This window comes from Streptomyces sp. AM 4-1-1 (assembly GCF_029167625.1).
Classification (GTDB): domain Bacteria; phylum Actinomycetota; class Actinomycetes; order Streptomycetales; family Streptomycetaceae; genus Streptomyces.
The window spans coordinates 6,224,992-6,240,822 of the sequence record NZ_CP119145.1 but is presented as its reverse complement, the minus strand read 5'-3'; the positions used below and the strand labels follow the sequence as shown (position 1 = coordinate 6,240,822).

Sequence of the window (15,831 nt, the reverse complement as noted above, 5' to 3'; positions counted from 1 at the left end):
CCGTCGTCCGCATCATGGACGCCTGGGCGCCCGCCCTGTGTTGCGGGACTGTTGCCGCGTCATGTCGTGCCCCTCGGCCGTCAGGGAGTGGCCGGGTCCGGGACTCCGGCCCGGCGGGGCCGGGGCACCCCCGTGAGACCGGGCGCCGTGTCCAAGGGGCGGTCGGTGAAGAAGCGGGCGACGAGATCGGCGACGTCGTCGGCGCGTTCCAGGACGACCCAGTGGTCGGATTCGCCGACCGTGACGAAGCGGCTGCCCTCGATCGTGTCGGCGAACACGCGCTGCCGTTCCGGGGAGGTCACCGTGTCGTGCTCCCCCGCGAAGATCAGGGCCGGCACGCCGGAGAGGCCGCCCGTGAAGTCCGGCCGGTCCGCCAGGGCCCGGTGCAGGGAGTCCACCGCGTGCGCGGAGTGGTTGAGCGCGTGCAGGAACGAACGGCGTACGTAGCGGCGGGCGAGTTCCCTGCGGTGGACGTGCCGGTCCGGGTCGAGGCACATCAGTCCGTCCGCGGCCAGTGCGGCGAATCCCTCCGGGTCACCGGCGGCCAGCCGCTCCACCGCCCTTGCCCAGTAAGCGCGTTGGCCGGCGCTGATGTGGGCGGGTACACCGCCGAGGACCAGCCGGGCGATCCGGTCCGGGTCGCGGCGGGCGCAGCCGAAGGCGATGGCGGCCCCGTAGGAGAAGCCGAAGAGGTTGACCCGGGGCGCTTCCAGCGCGTCGATGATCCCGGTGACCGCCGCGCACAGGGTCTCGGTGGCGGCGCCCGGTGGGAGCGGGTCCGCGGAGCCCATGCCCGGCAGGTCCGCGGTGACGACGTCGGTCAGGGGCCCCAGGTGGTCGTCCATCTGGGGCCAGCCGTACATCCCCTGGAGGGCGCCGCCGATGACGACGGCCGGTTCGGTGCGCGGCGCGGGACACGGGAGCACCCGGTAGCTGTAGCGCAGCCCGTTCTCGGACAGCGACCGGACGATCTCTGTGGTCTCCTCCGCCATGGCCTGTCCGTCCTCCGCCGTTCCGTTGTTCCGCCGGGCCTTCGGCCGCGGCGTGTGTGTGCTGTGCTCGTGCGGGTTCGTCAGGCCCTGGTGAGGACGAGTGCGGCGTTGTGTCCGCCGAAGCCGAGCGAGGTCTTGACGGCCGCGTCGAAGGTCGCGGGGCGCGCCTCCTTGGCCACCACGTCGCCGGGGATGTCCGGGTCGGGTGCGTCGAGGTTGACGGTGGGCGGCACGAGCCGGTGCTGGAGCGCGAGCACCGTCAGGGCCGCCTCGATGCCGCCGGCCGCGCCGAGGGTGTGTCCGGTCATCGCCTTGGTGGAGGTGATGAGGGGGCCTTCGCCGAGGACCCGGTGGAGCATCCGTGCCTCGATGAGGTCGTTGGCGACCGTGGAGGTGCCGTGGGCGTTGACATGGCCGATGTCGGCGGGGCCGAGGTCCGCGTCCGCGAGGGCGGTGCGCAGCGCCCGCTCGATCCCGTGCCCCTCCGGGTCGGGGGCGACGGTCGAGTGCGCGTCGCTGGAGGCGCCGTATCCCGCGAGGTGGCCGCGGACGGTGGCACCCCTGGCGCGGGCGTGCTCGGGACGTTCCAGCACGAGGAGTCCGGCGCCCTCGCCGACCACGAAGCCGTCGCGGTGTGTGTCGAACGGGCGGCAGGCCGCTCGCGGGTCGTCCCTGCGGGTGGAGACCGCCTTCATCTGGCAGGCGCTGGCGATCAGCAGACGGGAACAGACCGATTCGGCGCCGCCCGCGATGACGATGTCGCAGGCCCCGGCGCGCAGCATCTGGTACGCGGTGCCGAGGGCGACGGTACCGGAGGAGCAGGCGGTGGAGACGGCCTGGCTCGGGCCGTGTACGCCCAGGTCCATGGTGACGCTGCTCGCGGCGCCGTTCACGACGGTCAGCGGGGCGAGCTTCGGGGTGACGCGGCGGGCGCCGCGTTCGATGAGGATGGTGTGCTGCTCGTCGTAGAAGGGCAGACCGCCGTGCGCGGAGCCGATGACGACGGCGACCCGGGTGCTGTCCCAGGCCGCCGGGTCGAGTCCGGCGTCGGCGACGGCCTCACGGGCCGCGATCACGGCGAGCTGCGAGAAGCGGTCCATCAGCCGCTGGGCGGCCACACCGAGCAGCGCGTGGGTGTCGAGGTCCGTGATGGAGTACATGAAGTCGCAGGGCAGGCCCTGGAGTTCGGGACGCCGCAGCACCGAGGGCGGGGCGGTGGCCTCGGTGACACCGCGCCAGCAGGCGTCGACCCCCACCCCGGCGGGTGTGACGAGGCCGAGCCCGGTGACCGCCGCCGTGAACGGCTCGGCGAACCGGCGGACGTGTGCCGGGGCCCGGCCCGTGCCCGGACCGGCGGTCACGCGGCGGTCTTGCTGTGCACCGCGGCCACCAGCTGTCCGACCGTGTCCCGCGAGGTCAGCGAGACGTCCTCCAGGTCGACCTTCATCCGGTCCTCGATGAGGAGCCTCAGCTCCTCCAACGCCAGTGAGTCCATGTGGAGTTGGCGGAGAGGAACCTCGGCCCGGATGGCGAGTGGATCGGCTCCGAACTTCGATACCAGCAAGGCGTTGATCTCTTCTGCCGTGTTCATGGGAGGCACTCCTCCGCTCTCGTACGCGGTGACGCCGGCCGCGTGGGGGGTGAGTGCCATCGGGGGACGCCGGCTGCTCCGGAGGCACCCTTTATACGCCTTCGCGGCGGGGACTCCGATCAGAGTTCCCCCGTACGGTGGGAGCCCGTCCAGGTGTACGAATCCGGTCGGCGACGCGGGGCCGGGCGCGGGCCCGGCCGCCGGGTACGGCGCGGTGACCGCTCGTCAAGTCCATCCGGGTGAAAGCGACTTCGACACACCCGCACAGCGTTGTCATGCCCCGAACACTGCATAGCCTGACCGGGCCGCACGGCACTCGGCCCACCCGTCCGGGCCGGAGCCGCTCGCCTCCCCGTGGTCCTCTCCCCCACACAGCAGGAGCAGACATGCCCCGACACCCCTCCACCCCCACCGGGGGCCGCGCATCCGCGGTCACCGCCCTCGCGGTCACCGCCCTGCTCGCCACCGCGACGGCGGGACCGGCCACCACGGCCGCCGCCGTACCGCCCGCCCCGGCCACCTCGTACACCCCCGAAGCCCCTCCCACCTCTTCCGTACCGACCACCTCGTACACCCCGATCACCCCGTCCGCCCCGGCCTCGCCCCAGGTCATGCCTGCCGCCCCCGTCCCCGGCGCCCCGCTCCCCGTGCTCCCCGCACCCACCCCTTCGGACGCCGCCGGCCCGATGAACCACGCCTTCGAGCGGGCCGCCGCGCGGTTCGGCGTACCGCGTGACCTGCTCGTCGCCGTCGCCTACGGCGAGACACACCTCGACGGCCATGCCGGCCGCCCCAGCCAGGCGAACGGCTTCGGTGTGATGCACCTGGTGAGCAACCCCACGAACCGGACCCTGGAGAAGGCCGCCGCGCTCACCGGCCGGCCCGTCGGCAACCTCCGGCGGGACACCGGGGCCAACATCCTGGGCGGCGCGGCCGTGCTTCGCTCGTACGCGGACCGACGGGGCCTCACCCCCGCCGAGCGCGCCGATCCCGACGCCTGGTACCCGGCCGTCGCCGATTACAGCGGCGCCGAGGGCCCGGCCGCCGCGCTCTACGCCGACACCGTCCTCTCCTTCCTGGAGCACGGCGTCGACGCCACCGCCCCCGGCGGCGAGCAGGTCGCCTTCCCCGGCCGCCCGGTCACTCCGCGGAAGGACCCCCTGACCGGCGCGGACGAGCGCACCCGGAGCCCCGACTACCCCCCGGCGCTGTGGGCACCGGCGGACCCGAACAACTTCGACCGGGGCCGGACGGCGGCGATCCAGAAGGTGGTCATCCACGTCACCCAGGGCTCGTACGCGGGATCGATCAGCTGGTTCCAGGACCCGGCCGCCGTGGTGAGCGCGCACTACGTGGTCCGGTCGTCCGACGGCGAGATCACCCAGATGGTCCGGGACAGCGACACCGCGTACCACGCGCGCAGCGCCAACGCCTCGTCGCTCGGGGTCGAGCACGAGGGGTACGTCGACGACCCGTCGTGGTTCACGGACCCGATGTACCGCTCCTCGGCCGCCCTGGTCCGGCATCTCTGCGACCGGTACGGCATCCCGAAGGACCGGACGCACATCGTCGGCCACAGCGAGGTGCCGGGCAACGACCACACCGACCCGGGCCCGCACTGGGACTGGACCCGCTATCTGCGGTACGTCACCACCGCCGACGCCTCGCCGGTGGCTTCGCGGTCGGACGGTGCCTCCCGCTGATCGGTCCGGCGATCTTCGGCGAGAGCTTCGAAAGGCCACCGCGGCCGTGTTCGAACGCCGGGCCGACGGGCGGATGCCGGCCGGCAGGTCCGCCGACGGCTTCACGCCGGGTCCCGGCTTCGTCGCCGACACCCTGGAGACGGCCGCCCGCTGGACGGACCTGCCGGTGATCCGCGACGAGGTGGTGGCCGTGGTCCGGTGCGGGTCCGGCACGCCGGCGACCTCGGCCCACCAGTCCGCCGAGTGCCCGACACCCCGGGCCTGTTGAAGTTCTGACGGGACGGACTCCCGCCGCCGGGCGATCCGTCCGTCAGGTCCGGGTGACGCTCCCGCCGACCGCGCTGGACGGGGACACGCGAACGGTACGGGAGCCGCCGGCGGAGGTGGACCGGGGCCGGCGCCGGGCGGGGCGTCGGCCCCGGTGCGCGGCTCAGCGCAGCTTGATCGCTCCGCCGTCGGCCATCAGGGTCTGGCCCGTGATGTAGCGGGCGTCGTCGCTCGCCAGGAAGGCGACGACCGGGGCGACATCCTTCACGGGGTCGCCGAACCGGCCGAGCGGGACCTTGGCGGCCGAGAGGCGGTACTGCTCGGGGTTGGCCTCGGCCCACCGGGTGACACCCGCCGTGGCGGCCATCGGCGACACGACGTTGACCCGGATCTGGTCCACGGCCCACTCGTTGGCGACCACCCGGCTCAGTCCGCGGATGGCTTCCTTCGCGGCCGCGTACGAGGTCTGGTTCGGCTGTCCGTCGATGCCCGCGCCGGACGCGAAGTTGACGACCGCCCCCTGTGCCTTCCGCAGCTCCGGGTGAGCGGCCAGCATGAAGTTGCGGGTGGCGTACAGGCCGGTGTCCATCGCCAGCCGCCAGTCGTCCTCGGTCTGCTCGACGAAGGGCCGCACCCGGGAGGCACTGGCGTTGTTCACCAGGATGTCGAGCTTGCCGAAGCGTTCCACGGCCGTGGCGACCGCCCGGTCGGCGACGGACCGCTCGGAGACGTCTCCCTGGATGAACGTCACCGCGTCGCCCAGCTCACCGACGAGCGCGTCTCCGGCCGCCTGCTGGAGGTCCACGACGACCACCCGGGCACCGCGCTCGACGAACACGCGGGTGACGGCCTCACCGATGCCGGACGCCCCGCCCGTGACGACCGCGACCTTGTTCTCCAGGTTCTCCGACTTCATCGCACTCTTCCCTCGACGTGTTGTGATGCGGCGCTCCACCCCCGCCCGACGCCCGCACTCTGCACCATACACATCACATGCATCATGCACATCATGACGCTTCCCAGGCCGCCCAGACGTCCGTGAGCCGGCCGAGTTCCGCCTCGACGGCGGGCGCCACCGTGTCCAGGAGGCGCACCTGCGCGCCCGGTCCCGCCAGATCGGTGCGGTACGGGTGGGGCGGACCGCCCGGTCTGCCGCCGAGGGCGGTGACCGAGCCGATGACCCGGTGCGGGCCCAGGATTCCGGGGAGCTCGCGCAGCCACGGGTCCGTCAGGTCCAGGTCCTCGACCAGCAGCTCATCCCCGTCGTAGGAGGCGCGGGTCGTCGCCCGTACACCGCCGCCACGCTCACCCGACCGGCCCAGGACCAGGGTGTCGCGCCACACCATCCTGGCCCCGCGCGCCAGCCGGACGTCCATGGAGCGCTCGACGCTCGCGCCCGACGAGATCACGAACGGCTGTGAGTCCCAGCGCAGTTCGCCGCCCTCCGCGATGTCGATCCGGGCCCGCCAGGCCGAGGTGCCGCCCCGGTGGTCGTAGGCCACGAGCCCGGTGGGTTCGACGAGGCGCAGCCGGGCCCCGGGGCCGACCGTGATCCGCAGTGACAGGTCGTCCCCGGCGAGCAGGCCCGCCGTGGTCCCCACCAGCGCGATGCGCAGCCCGTCCGGGACCGGCAGCAGAGGACGGGGCGCCAGGAAGGAACCGGGACCGAGGTCGCGGGCGAGGTGGCGGCCGGCGCCGTCGCGTTCGACGGTGACGACCGTCGGCGCGGTCATGTGTGGCTGTGGCCGTGCGGCGCCATCGGGCCCGGATCGGCGGGGACATGGGTGCCGGAGCGGTGGCGTACGAGCAGGGCCCTCACCCAGTCGGCGAGTTCGGCGACGGACGCGGCGTCCTTCCTGGACAGTGCCAGCACGGGCAGTCCCGACCGGACCGACTCGGCGTCGGAGACCATGGCCGCGACGTCGACCTCCACATGGGGGGCGAGGTCGGTCTTGTTGATGATCAGCAGGTCGGCGCCGGTGATGCCGGGGCCGCCCTTGCGGGCCACGTCGCCGCCGCCCGCGACATCGATGCAGAAGAGCTGCGCGTCGGCCAGGGCCGGGCTGAAGGTGGCGGTGAGGTTGTCGCCGCCGCTCTCGACGAGGACGAGGTCGAGCGGACCGTACGCCTCCTCCAGGTCCTCGACCGCGTCGAGGTTGGCGCTGATGTCGTCGCGGATCGCGGTGTGCGGGCAGGCGCCGGTCTCGACGGCGCGGATGCGTTCGGTGGGCAGGACACCCGCCGAGCGCAGGAAGCGGGCGTCCTCGTCGGTGTAGATGTCGTTGGTGACGACGGCCATGGACAGTTCACCGGACAGCTCGCGGCACAGGGTGGCCAGGATCGAGCTCTTGCCGGTGCCGACCGGTCCCGCGACGCCGAGGCGCAGCGCACGGACCTGGTGGGTGTGGGGGGATGTCTGGTCAGGCAAGGAAGAGTCTCCGTTCTCGTCGTTGGTGTTCGAGTGCCCACTGTTCGGTGAGCGGGGGTGTGCGGGCGGGCAGTTCGCCCGGGGTGCGCACGGTGAGGGCGGTCGCCACGGCGGACTCGGCGTCCGGTTCGGCGGCGAGGAGCCAGGCGACCGAGTCGAGCGGGTCGCCCGGCAGCAGTTTGAGTGCGGCCGAGGCGATGGTCTGGAGTTCGTCGTAAACCACTCCGTACGCCAACTCCCTTTCGTTCACGTCGAGTACGGCGCCGAGCGCGCCGAGCGCGACCGGTCGCAGCGGGCGCAGCGATGCGGTGCGGGCGGTGGCGAGCGCGGTGACCGCGGGGTGGTCGGGGGCCAGTCGCCGGGCCAGCCGGTGCACTCCCCGGCCGAGCGCGGCCGAGGCCTCGCGCAGGGGAGCCGCCGGGGTTCTGGCGGCGAGTGCCCGCTGTACGGGGCCGTAGTCCACCGGGTCGCCGCGCGCCGCCCGCAGCGCGAGGACGGCGGCCGCGGCCTCGGTGACGGCCGTGGTCCGCAGCCGGGCCCTGAGCAGGTCGGGGATCTGGTCACGGGTGAGTCCGGCCGCCACGGCCGGCTCCAGGCCCGCGCTGTAGGTGTACGCGCCGACCGGGAGCCGCCCGTCCGCGAGCAGGAGGGGCGCGAGACCGCGCGCCGGGGCCTCGCGCATCAGAACATGCTGTACCGCTGGGTGAGCGGCAGTTCGGCGGCGGGGGCGGGCTCGACGGGTTCGCCGTCGATCCGGATGGCGAAGGTCTCCGGGTCCACCTCGATGGCGGGCAGCGCCGTGTTGTTCGGCAGATCCGCCTTGGTGAGGTGGCGGGTGGGCCGTACGGCGACCAACTCCCTGGACAGGGCCAGGCGTTCGGCGAGGCCGTCGGCCAGCGCGGCGGGGGCGACGAAGCTGACCGACAGATGGGCCCCGGCTCCGGCCGCGGCCGTGGGGCGGAGCAGGACGGGCTGGGTGGTGGGGATCGCGGCGTTGGCGTCGCCGAGCGGCGCGTACACCACCATGCCGCCCTTGATCACCGCGGCGGGTCTGATCCCGAAGAAGGCGGGGTCCCAGAGCACCAGGTCGGCGAGCTTGCCGGGTTCGACGGAGCCGACGACGTGGTCGATGCCGTGGGCGACGGCGGGACAGATCGTGTACTTGGCGACGTAGCGGCGGGCGCGTTCGTTGTCGGCGGGCAGGGTGGTGCCGCGGTCGCCGAAGCGCCGCTTCATGACGTGGGCCACCTGCCAGGTGCGGCAGACGACTTCGCCGATGCGGCCCATGGCCTGGGCGTCGGACGAGGTGATGGAGAGGGCGCCGATGTCGTGCAGGACGTCCTCGGCGGCGATGGTGGTGGCGCGGATACGGGATTCCGCGAAGGCCAGGTCCTCGGGCACACGGGGGTTGAGGTGGTGGCAGACCATCAGCATGTCGAGGTGTTCGGCGACGGTGTTGACGGTGTGCGGGAGCGTCGGATTGGTCGACGCGGGGAGGATGTTGGGGTGGGAGGCCACGGTGATGATGTCCGGTGCGTGGCCGCCGCCCGCGCCCTCCGCGTGGAAGACGTGGATGCCGCGTCCGGCGATGGCGTCGAGGGTTCCCTCGACGTATCCGGCCTCGTTGAGACTGTCGGCGTGCAGGGCGACCTGGAGGCCGTGGGCGTCGGCGGCGCGCAGCGCGGCGTCGATCGCGGCCGGGGTGGCGCCCCAGTCCTCGTGGACCTTGTAGCCGCCCGCGCCGCCGAGCGCCGCTTCGCGCAGGGCCTCGTCGCCGACGGTGGAACCCTTGCCGAACAGCATGATGTTGAGGGGGATCGCGTCCAGGGACCGGTGCATCATCGCGAGGTTCCAGGAGCCCGGGGTGACGGTGGTCGCCTTGGACCCCTCGGTGGCTCCGGTGCCGCCGCCGATGACGGTGGTGGTGCCGGTGGCCAGGGCTTCGTGCAGGGTTTCCGGCATCAGGAAGTGGACGTGGGTGTCGACGGCGCCCGCGGTGAGGATTCGGCCCTCGCCGGAGACGACGTCGGTGCCGGGGCCGATGACGAGGCCGGGGTGGACGCCGTCGCTGATGTCGGGGTTGCCCGAGCGGCCGAGGGCGACGATCCGGCCCGCTCTGATGCCGACGTCCGCCTTGACGACGCCCCAGTGGTCGAGGACGACGGCGTTGGTGATGACCAGGTCGAGTGCGCCCTCGGCGCGCGGAGTGGTGGCCTGGGCCATGGATTCCCGGATGGACTTGCCGCCTCCGAAGACGGCTTCGTCACCGCCGAAACAGCGGTCCTCCTCGACCTCGATCCAGAGGTCGGTGTCGGCGAGCCGGACCCTGTCTCCGGTGGTGGGGCCGTACAGCGCCGCGTAGGCCGCGCGGGTCAGCTGGGCCATGTCAGTGCTCCTCCTCTCCTGCCGCACGGGCGTCGTCGGCCGCCACCGCGCCGGGACCGGTGGCGGTCTCCCTCGCGTCGGGGCCACGGGTGGTGGTGGACTCCCTCGCGTCGGAGCCGACGGCGGTGCGGTGGTGGGTGCGGGTACGTGTTCCGGGGAGCACGATCCCGGGCACCACGCGCCGCCCGGCCAGCTCGACGAGCGTCACCTCGGCGCCCACGCCCGGTTCGAACCGCATCGACGTACCGGACGGAATGTCGAGGCGGAATCCCTCGGTCCTCGCCCGGTCGAAGGAAAGCGCGGGATTCGCGTCGGGGAAATTCAGATGCGATCCGATCTGAATGGGGCGATCACCGTCGTTCACCACGATGACCTGTATTTTCACGCCGTTCTCGTTGACGGTCAGCACGCCCGGTCCGGTCCGGATCTCGCCGGGGATCACGGGATCGGCGCCGTGATCGTGACGAGCTTGCGCCCGTCCGGGAAGGTCGCCTCGACCTGGACGTCGTGCAGCATCTCGGGGATGCCTTCCTGCACGTCAGCACGGGTCAGCACGGTCCGTCCACGGACCATCAGCTCGCTCACGGGCGCCCCTTCACGAGCCCGTTCGAGCACCCAGCAGGAGAGCAGGGCGACGACTTCGGGGTAGTTCAGCAGAACGCCGCGCTCGCGCCTGTCACGGGCGACCATTCCGGCAACACTCAGCAGCAATTTCTCCGTGTCGGACGGAGTCAGAAACATGGGAAACCTCCATGGCGGCAGCCCCCGGAATTCACGGAATCACCGGACCACATCCCTCTTATAAGCCTGCCGACCGGCCCGTGGCAACTTTCCACGCACCGCAAAAAGTCCCTTTCCAGGATTATGACCCACTAAATACGGGCAAACAGGTGCGAAATCTGCCCGATTTCGGTGGTTCGCGGCGGGCGATCCGGAAGGAGCGCGGGGCCGCCCGCCCGGTTCGTGGGCGCCGAAACGACCCTCGCGGTACGCCGGTTGCGGACATCGCTCGCCGTGACGCGGCCGTCGGTTCGGCCGCGGTGGTCGCCGTACCGGGACGACCGTGGACGGATCGGCGCCCGGCGCCCGTCCCGGGCCGTCCGGCCGACGGCTTCCCCCGTGACAGGGAGCGGGCTTCCTGCCACGGGAAGGGCGTCAGACCCCCTCATGGTGGATCGAGGTGTGCGCGCCGGTCAGCGGCGTCCCGCTCCCGCCGCGCCGGTCGGCGACGATCTCGGCGGCGATCGACAGCGCGGTCTCCTCCGGCGTACGGGCGCCGAGGTCCAGCCCGATCGGTGAGCGCAGCGCGGCCAGCTCCCGCTCGGTGACCCCGGCCTCGCGGAGCCGGTCGTTGCGCTCCAGATGGGTCCGGCGCGAGCCCATCGCGCCGACGTAGGCGACCGGCAGTTTCAGCGCCGCCGCCAGCAGCGGGACGTCGAACCTGGCGTCGTGGGTGAGCACGCAGAGGGCGGTGCGCGCGTCGGTCGCGGTCGAGGCGAGGTAGCGGTGCGGCCAGTCGACGACCAGTTCGTCGGCGTCCGGGAACCGGGACCTGGTGGCGAAGACGGGCCGGGCGTCGCACACCGTGACGTGGTACCCGAGGAACTTCCCGGCCCGCACCAGGGCGGAGGCGAAGTCGACGGCCCCGAAGACGATCATGCGGGGCGGCGGCACGCTCGACTCGACCAGCAGCGTGAGCGGCTGTCCACAGCGCGAGCCCTCGGCGCCGATGACGACGCAGCCGGTGCGCCCCGCGTCCAGCAGGGCGCGGGCCTCGGCCGCCGCGCTCCGGTCCAGCTCGGGATGTCCGCCGAGCCCGCCCTCGTACGGGCCCTCGGGGCGTACGAGGAGAGGCCGGCCGAGAAGACCCGCGGGCCCCCGCGTGATCCGCGCGACCGCCGCCGCCTCCCCACGCGCGGCGGCGGCCACGGCGGCGGCGTACACCGGTCGCGCGGGGTCGTCCGCGGGTACCGGTGTCACCAGGACGTCGAGGGCGCCTCCGCACGTCAGGCCGGCCGCGAAGGCGTCCTCCTCGCTGTGCCCGAACGTCTCACGGACGGTGACCCCGTCGTCGAGGGCCTGCCGGCACAGCTCGTACACCGCGCCCTCCACGCACCCGCCGGACACCGAACCGATCGCGGCGCCGTCGCGGTCGACGGCGAGCGCCGCTCCCGGCTGCCGGGGCGCGCTGCCGTCGACCGCCACGACGGTGGCGACGGCGAAGTCACGGCCCTGCCCGACCCACCGGTCGAGCTGCTCGGCGATGTCCAGCACGGCGTTCTCCTTACAGGTACGTGAAGCACGGGGACGGGTACGGATCAGGTGCCGGTCAGGTGCTCCGGCCGTACCGGGGTCCTGTTGAGTTCCAGACCCGTCGCGTTCCGGATCGCCGCGAGGACGGCCGGGGTCGAGGACAGGGTCGGGGCCTCCCCCATGCCGCGCAGCCCGTACGGGGCGTGCTCGTCGGCGAGTTCGAGCACATCGACCGGGATGGTCGGGGTGTCGAGGATGGTGGGGATCAGATAGTCCGTGAAGGACGGGTTGCGCACCTTCGCGGTCCTGGGATCGACGACGATCTCCTCCATGACGGCGATGCCGAGCCCCTGTGTGGTGCCGCCCTGGATCTGGCCGGCGACCGACAGCGGGTTCAGCGCCTTGCCGACGTCCTGGGCGCAGGCGAGTTCGATGACCTTCACCAGGCCGAGTTCGGTGTCGACCTCGACGACCGCGCGATGCGCGGCGAAGGAGTACTGGATGTGGCCGTTGCCCTGTCCGGTGCGGCGGTCGAGCGCCTCCGTGCGCCGGGGGCGCCACTCCCGCTCGATGTCGACCGCCTCGTCCTCCAGGACGTCGGCCAGGTCGGCCAGCGCTTCACCGCCCTCGGTGACGACCTTGCCGTCCTCCAGGAGGAGTTCGGCGGTGGCCCAGGCCGGGTGGTGGGTGCCCAGTTTGCGGCGGCCCATCTCCAGGACCCGCTCCCGGACGGCCTCGCAGGTGTGCCTCACGGCGCCGCCGGTGACGTACGTCTGCCGGGAGGCGGAGGTCGAACCGGCGGAGCCGACCCGTGTGTCGGCGGGGTGGACGGTGACCTGGCCGACGCCGAGTTCGGTACGGGCGATCTGCGCGTGCACGGTGACGCCGCCCTGTCCGACCTCCGCCATCGCGGTGTACACGGTCACGACGGGTTCGCCGCCCACGACCTCCATCCGGACCCTGGCGGTGGAGTAGTCGTCGAAGCCCTCGGAGAAGCCGACGTTCTTCAGGCCGACCGCGTAGCCGACGCCCCGTACGACCCCTTCGCCGTGGGTGGTGTTGGAGAGACCGCCGGGCAGGGCCCGTACGTCCGGGCCGGTGCCCGCGTTCTCCCACTGGCGTTCGGGCGGCAGCGGTCTGGCCTTGACGCGGCGCAGCAGTTCGGCGACCGGCGCGGGTGAGTCGACCCGCTGACCGGTCGGCAGCAGCGTGCCCTGTTCCATGGCGTTGAGCTGTCTGAACTCGACCGGGTCCATGCCGAGTCGAGCGGCGAGCCGGTCCATCTGGGCCTCGTACGCGAAGCACGCCTGGACCGCGCCGAAGCCGCGCATCGCCCCGCACGGCGGGTTGTTGGTGTAGAGCGCGACGGCTTCGATGTCGACGTCGTCGATGACGTACGGTCCGGCGCCGAGCGAGGAGGCGTTGCCGACGACGGCCGGTGAGGAGGACGCGTAGGCCCCGCCGTCCAGCACGATGCGGCACTTCATGTGGGTGAGCTTGCCGTCGCGGGTCGCCCCGTGCTCGTACCGGAGCTTGGCCGGGTGGCGGTGGACATGGCCGAAGAAGGACTCGAACCGGTTGTAGACGATCTTCACCGGCCTGCCGGTGCGCAGGGCGAGCAGACAGGCGTGGATCTGCATCGACAGGTCCTCGCGACCGCCGAACGCGCCGCCGACACCCGCCAGCGTCATGCGGATCATGTCCTCGGGCAGACCGAGCACGGGGGCGATCTGACGGAGGTCCGAGTGCAGCCACTGGGTGGCGACGTACAGATCGACGCCACCGTCCTCCGCGGGCACGGCGAGTCCGGACTCGGGACCCAGGAACGCCTGGTCCTGCATGCCGAAGACGTACTCACCGGTCACGATCACATCGGCGCGGGCGGCCGCCGCGTCCGCGTCGCCGCGGACGATGGGCTGGCGGTGGACGATGTTCGGGTGCGGGACGTGGTCCGCGAAGTGGTCGTCGCGGTCCTCGTGGAGCAGCGGGGCACCGGGGGCGGTCGCGGACGCCTCATCCGTGACGAGCGGCAGTTCGCGGTAGTCGACGCGGATCTTCGCGGCGGCGCGGCGGGCCGTCTCGGGGTGGTCGGCGGCGACGAGCGCCACCGGTTCGCCGTGATGGCGGACCTTGCCGTGGGCGAGTACCGGGGTGTCCTGGATCTCCAGGCCGTAGTTCTTCACAGCGGTCGGCAGGTCGTCGTGGGTGAGGACGGCGTGGACACCTGGGGTCGCCAGTGCCTCGGAGATGTCGATGGAGAGGATCTCGGCGTGCGCGACGGTGGAGCGCAGGGTGTGACCCCAGAGCATGTCCTCGTGCCACATGTCGGAGGAGTACGCGAACTCTCCGGTGACCTTCAGGATTCCGTCGGGGCGGAGCGTGGACTCGCCGATGCCGCCCTTGGTGCGGGAACCCTGGTCGGTGCCGGGGGAAGTACCGACGGGAGTGACGGAGGGGATGCCGGCGGAAGTGCGGACGGGGGTCCGGGCGGAAGTCCCGGCGGGGGTGCCGGCGGAAGTCCCGGCGGGGGTGCCGGCGGAAGTCCCGGCGGGGGTGGGGGCGGAGGTGACGGGAGCACCGGCGGAGGCGCCGACGCGGGTGTCTGTGGACCGCATCTCAGATCTCCTCTTCCGCGCGGGCCGCCGCGAGACGGACCGCGTCGAGGATCTTCTCGTAGCCGGTGCAGCGGCAGAGGTTGCCGGACAGTGCCTCGCGGATGTCCGCGTCGGACGGCTCCGGTTCGCGTTCGAGGAGTTCGTCGGCGGCGACCAGCAGGCCAGGGGTACAGAACCCGCACTGCACGGCCCCCGCGTCGATGAACGCCTGCTGGATCGGGGCGAGTTCACCACCCGCGAGGCCGCTCTGTCCACCGTCCGGCCGGGCCTGGCGCCGGGCGGTCTCGTCGGGTCCCGTACCCCCGGCGGCGTGGCCGGTGCCGTGGTGCCGGGCCGCGCGCCGGGCGGCCCGGTGGGCGGCCAGGTCCGCGAGCCCTTCCACGGTGACGATCTCGCGCCCCTCCGCCTGTCCCGCCGCCACCAGGCAGGAGCAGACCGGCACGCCGTCGAGGCGGACCGTGCAGGACCCGCATTCGCCCTGCTCGCAGGCGTTCTTGGAGCCGGGCAGTCCCATCCGTTCTCGCAGGACGTGGAGCAGGGACTCGCCCTCCCAGACGTCGTCGGCCTCGTGCCGCCGTCCGTTGACGGTGAACGTCACGCGCATGACCAGGCCGCTCCTTCGGTGCCGCGGTCGTCGCCGCGGTACGACTCCCAGGCCCAGCCGAGGGTCCGGCGGGCCATGATCCGGACGGCGTGTCTGCGGTAGGCCGCCGTGCCGCGTACGTCGTCGATGGGGTTGCACGCGCCCGCGGCGAGCTGGGCGAACCGCTCGGCTACGGACGGTGTGAGCGCCGCTCGGCTCTCCCAGAGGCCGCCCTCGTCCAGCGCGGCGGTGAGGAATTCCTCGGCCGTCCCCGCCCGGACGGGGGTGGGGGCGGCCGAGCCGATGCCGGTGCGGACCGTACGGGTGTCGGGGTGGAGGGCGACACCGAAGGCGCAGACGGCGATGACCATGGCGTTGCGGGTGCCGACCTTGGAGTACTGCTGCGGTCCCGCTGCCTTCTTGATGTGGACGGCCCGGATCAGTTCGTCGGGGGCGAGGGCATTGCGCTTGACGCCGGTGTAGAAGGCGTCGATCGGGATCATCCGCGTACCGCGCACGGACTCGGCCTCGACCTCGGCGCCCGCGGCGAGCAGGGCCGGATGGGCGTCGCCCGCCGGCGACGCGGTGCCGAGGTTGCCGCCGACACCGCCCCGGTTGCGGATCTGCGGCGACGCGACGGTGTGGGCGGCCAGCGCCAGTCCGGGCAGCTCGGCCCGCAGGTGCGCCATGACGCGGCTGTACGGGACGCAGGCGCCGAGCCGTACGTTCTCCTCGCCCACCTCCCACTCCTGGAGGTCGGCGACGCGGTTGAGGTCCAGCAGGTACTCGGGCCGCCGGTGGTCGAAGTTGATCTCGACCATCACATCGGTGCCGCCCGCGATGGGCACGGCCGCCGGGTGCGCGGCCTTGGCGGCGAGCGCGTCCTCCCAGCGGGCGGGACGAAGGAAGTCCATGGCGGCTCTCTTCTCCTCGAACGGGTCGTTCGCCGGGGCCGGGGACGGTCCGTCCGCGACCGGTTGTCCAACCATCTGTTGACGCGGTGTGCCCTTCAGT

General features: G+C 72.7%; 15 protein-coding genes and 1 pseudogene. 2 read left to right on the top strand and 14 right to left on the bottom strand.

Features of this window, described 5'->3' with window-relative positions; genetic code table 11:
- Positions 1-80 precede the first annotated feature (80 nt).
- The 3 genes from PZB75_RS26360 to PZB75_RS26350 form a co-directional block, all read right to left on the bottom strand.
- On the bottom strand, positions 81-992 hold the full coding sequence (locus PZB75_RS26360; protein ID WP_275537780.1) for an alpha/beta hydrolase: 912 nt from the start codon (positions 990-992) through the stop codon (positions 81-83).
- Between the two features lie 80 nt (positions 993-1,072).
- Positions 1,073-2,353, bottom strand: coding sequence for a beta-ketoacyl-[acyl-carrier-protein] synthase family protein (locus PZB75_RS26355; RefSeq protein WP_275537779.1), 1,281 nt, complete (start codon positions 2,351-2,353; stop codon positions 1,073-1,075).
- On the bottom strand, positions 2,350-2,583 hold the full coding sequence (locus PZB75_RS26350) for an acyl carrier protein (protein ID WP_275537778.1): 234 nt from the start codon (positions 2,581-2,583) through the stop codon (positions 2,350-2,352). The genes PZB75_RS26355 and PZB75_RS26350 overlap by 4 nt, the downstream gene beginning before the upstream one ends.
- Positions 2,584-3,266: 683 nt before the next feature.
- On the opposite strand from PZB75_RS26350, the pseudogene PZB75_RS26345 reads away from it, so the two are divergent.
- Together PZB75_RS26345 and PZB75_RS26340 are read left to right on the top strand one after the other, a co-directional pair.
- Positions 3,267-4,226 (top strand): annotated as a pseudogene (locus PZB75_RS26345) (N-acetylmuramoyl-L-alanine amidase); the annotation flags it as partial.
- 106 nt (positions 4,227-4,332) lie between these two features.
- Positions 4,333-4,554, top strand: coding sequence for a hypothetical protein (locus tag PZB75_RS26340; RefSeq protein WP_275537777.1), 222 nt, complete (start codon positions 4,333-4,335; stop codon positions 4,552-4,554).
- Positions 4,555-4,716: 162 nt separating this feature from the next.
- Here the strand turns inward: PZB75_RS26340 and PZB75_RS26335 are convergent, their stop codons facing one another.
- The 11 genes from PZB75_RS26335 to PZB75_RS26285 all read right to left on the bottom strand — a co-directional run bounded on the left by PZB75_RS26335 (position 4,717) and on the right by PZB75_RS26285 (position 15,731).
- Positions 4,717-5,469 (bottom strand): SDR family oxidoreductase, encoded by a 753-nt coding sequence (locus PZB75_RS26335; RefSeq protein WP_275537776.1) that lies wholly within the window; start codon positions 5,467-5,469, stop codon positions 4,717-4,719.
- Positions 5,470-5,560: 91 nt separating this feature from the next.
- Positions 5,561-6,286 carry an urease accessory protein UreD gene (locus PZB75_RS26330; protein ID WP_275537775.1) on the bottom strand — a complete coding sequence of 242 codons (726 nt, stop codon included), beginning with the start codon at positions 6,284-6,286 and terminating at the stop codon, positions 5,561-5,563.
- Positions 6,283-6,981 carry an urease accessory protein UreG gene (gene ureG / locus PZB75_RS26325; protein WP_275537774.1) on the bottom strand — a complete coding sequence of 233 codons (699 nt, stop codon included), beginning with the start codon at positions 6,979-6,981 and terminating at the stop codon, positions 6,283-6,285. Before ureG ends, PZB75_RS26330 begins: the two co-directional genes overlap by 4 nt.
- Complete coding sequence (locus PZB75_RS26320; RefSeq protein ID WP_275537773.1) at positions 6,974-7,663, bottom strand: urease accessory UreF family protein; 690 nt, start codon at positions 7,661-7,663, stop codon at positions 6,974-6,976. The genes ureG and PZB75_RS26320 overlap by 8 nt, the downstream gene beginning before the upstream one ends.
- Positions 7,663-9,366 (bottom strand): urease subunit alpha, encoded by a 1,704-nt coding sequence (locus tag PZB75_RS26315; protein ID WP_275537772.1) that lies wholly within the window; start codon positions 9,364-9,366, stop codon positions 7,663-7,665. Before PZB75_RS26315 ends, PZB75_RS26320 begins: the two co-directional genes overlap by 1 nt.
- Position 9,367: 1 nt before the next feature.
- Positions 9,368-9,808, bottom strand: coding sequence for an urease subunit beta (ureB, locus tag PZB75_RS26310; protein ID WP_275537771.1), 441 nt, complete (start codon positions 9,806-9,808; stop codon positions 9,368-9,370).
- Positions 9,805-10,107 (bottom strand): urease subunit gamma, encoded by a 303-nt coding sequence (locus PZB75_RS26305; protein WP_275537770.1) that lies wholly within the window; start codon positions 10,105-10,107, stop codon positions 9,805-9,807. The genes ureB and PZB75_RS26305 overlap by 4 nt, the downstream gene beginning before the upstream one ends.
- 414 nt (positions 10,108-10,521) lie before the next feature.
- Positions 10,522-11,640, bottom strand: a complete 1,119-nt coding sequence (locus tag PZB75_RS26300; RefSeq protein WP_275537769.1) for an XdhC/CoxI family protein — start codon at positions 11,638-11,640, stop codon at positions 10,522-10,524.
- A gap of 44 nt (positions 11,641-11,684) precedes the next feature.
- On the bottom strand, positions 11,685-14,234 hold the full coding sequence (gene pucD / locus PZB75_RS26295) for a xanthine dehydrogenase subunit D (protein WP_275537768.1): 2,550 nt from the start codon (positions 14,232-14,234) through the stop codon (positions 11,685-11,687).
- Position 14,235: 1 nt separating this feature from the next.
- Positions 14,236-14,838 (bottom strand): (2Fe-2S)-binding protein, encoded by a 603-nt coding sequence (locus PZB75_RS26290; protein ID WP_275537767.1) that lies wholly within the window; start codon positions 14,836-14,838, stop codon positions 14,236-14,238.
- Positions 14,829-15,731 carry an FAD binding domain-containing protein gene (locus PZB75_RS26285; protein WP_275537766.1) on the bottom strand — a complete coding sequence of 301 codons (903 nt, stop codon included), beginning with the start codon at positions 15,729-15,731 and terminating at the stop codon, positions 14,829-14,831. Before PZB75_RS26285 ends, PZB75_RS26290 begins: the two co-directional genes overlap by 10 nt.
- Positions 15,732-15,831: the final 100 nt, after the last annotated feature.

Bases quoted from the DNA above. Each gene is read 5' to 3' on its own strand.
- PZB75_RS26315 (WP_275537772.1), bottom strand. From the start codon at position 9,366: ATGGCCCAGCTGACCCGCGCGGCCTACGCGGCGCTGTACGGCCCCACC.
- PZB75_RS26290 (WP_275537767.1), bottom strand. From the start codon at position 14,838: ATGCGCGTGACGTTCACCGTCAACGGACGGCGGCACGAGGCCGACGAC.
- PZB75_RS26285 (WP_275537766.1), bottom strand. From the start codon at position 15,731: ATGGACTTCCTTCGTCCCGCCCGCTGGGAGGACGCGCTCGCCGCCAAG.
- PZB75_RS26360 (WP_275537780.1), bottom strand. From the start codon at position 992: ATGGCGGAGGAGACCACAGAGATCGTCCGGTCGCTGTCCGAGAACGGG.
- pucD (WP_275537768.1), bottom strand. From the start codon at position 14,234: ATGCGGTCCACAGACACCCGCGTCGGCGCCTCCGCCGGTGCTCCCGTC.
- PZB75_RS26320 (WP_275537773.1), bottom strand. From the start codon at position 7,663: ATGCGCGAGGCCCCGGCGCGCGGTCTCGCGCCCCTCCTGCTCGCGGAC.
- PZB75_RS26330 (WP_275537775.1), bottom strand. From the start codon at position 6,286: ATGACCGCGCCGACGGTCGTCACCGTCGAACGCGACGGCGCCGGCCGC.
- PZB75_RS26305 (WP_275537770.1), bottom strand. From the start codon at position 10,107: ATGTTTCTGACTCCGTCCGACACGGAGAAATTGCTGCTGAGTGTTGCC.
- PZB75_RS26335 (WP_275537776.1), bottom strand. From the start codon at position 5,469: ATGAAGTCGGAGAACCTGGAGAACAAGGTCGCGGTCGTCACGGGCGGG.
- PZB75_RS26350 (WP_275537778.1), bottom strand. From the start codon at position 2,583: ATGAACACGGCAGAAGAGATCAACGCCTTGCTGGTATCGAAGTTCGGA.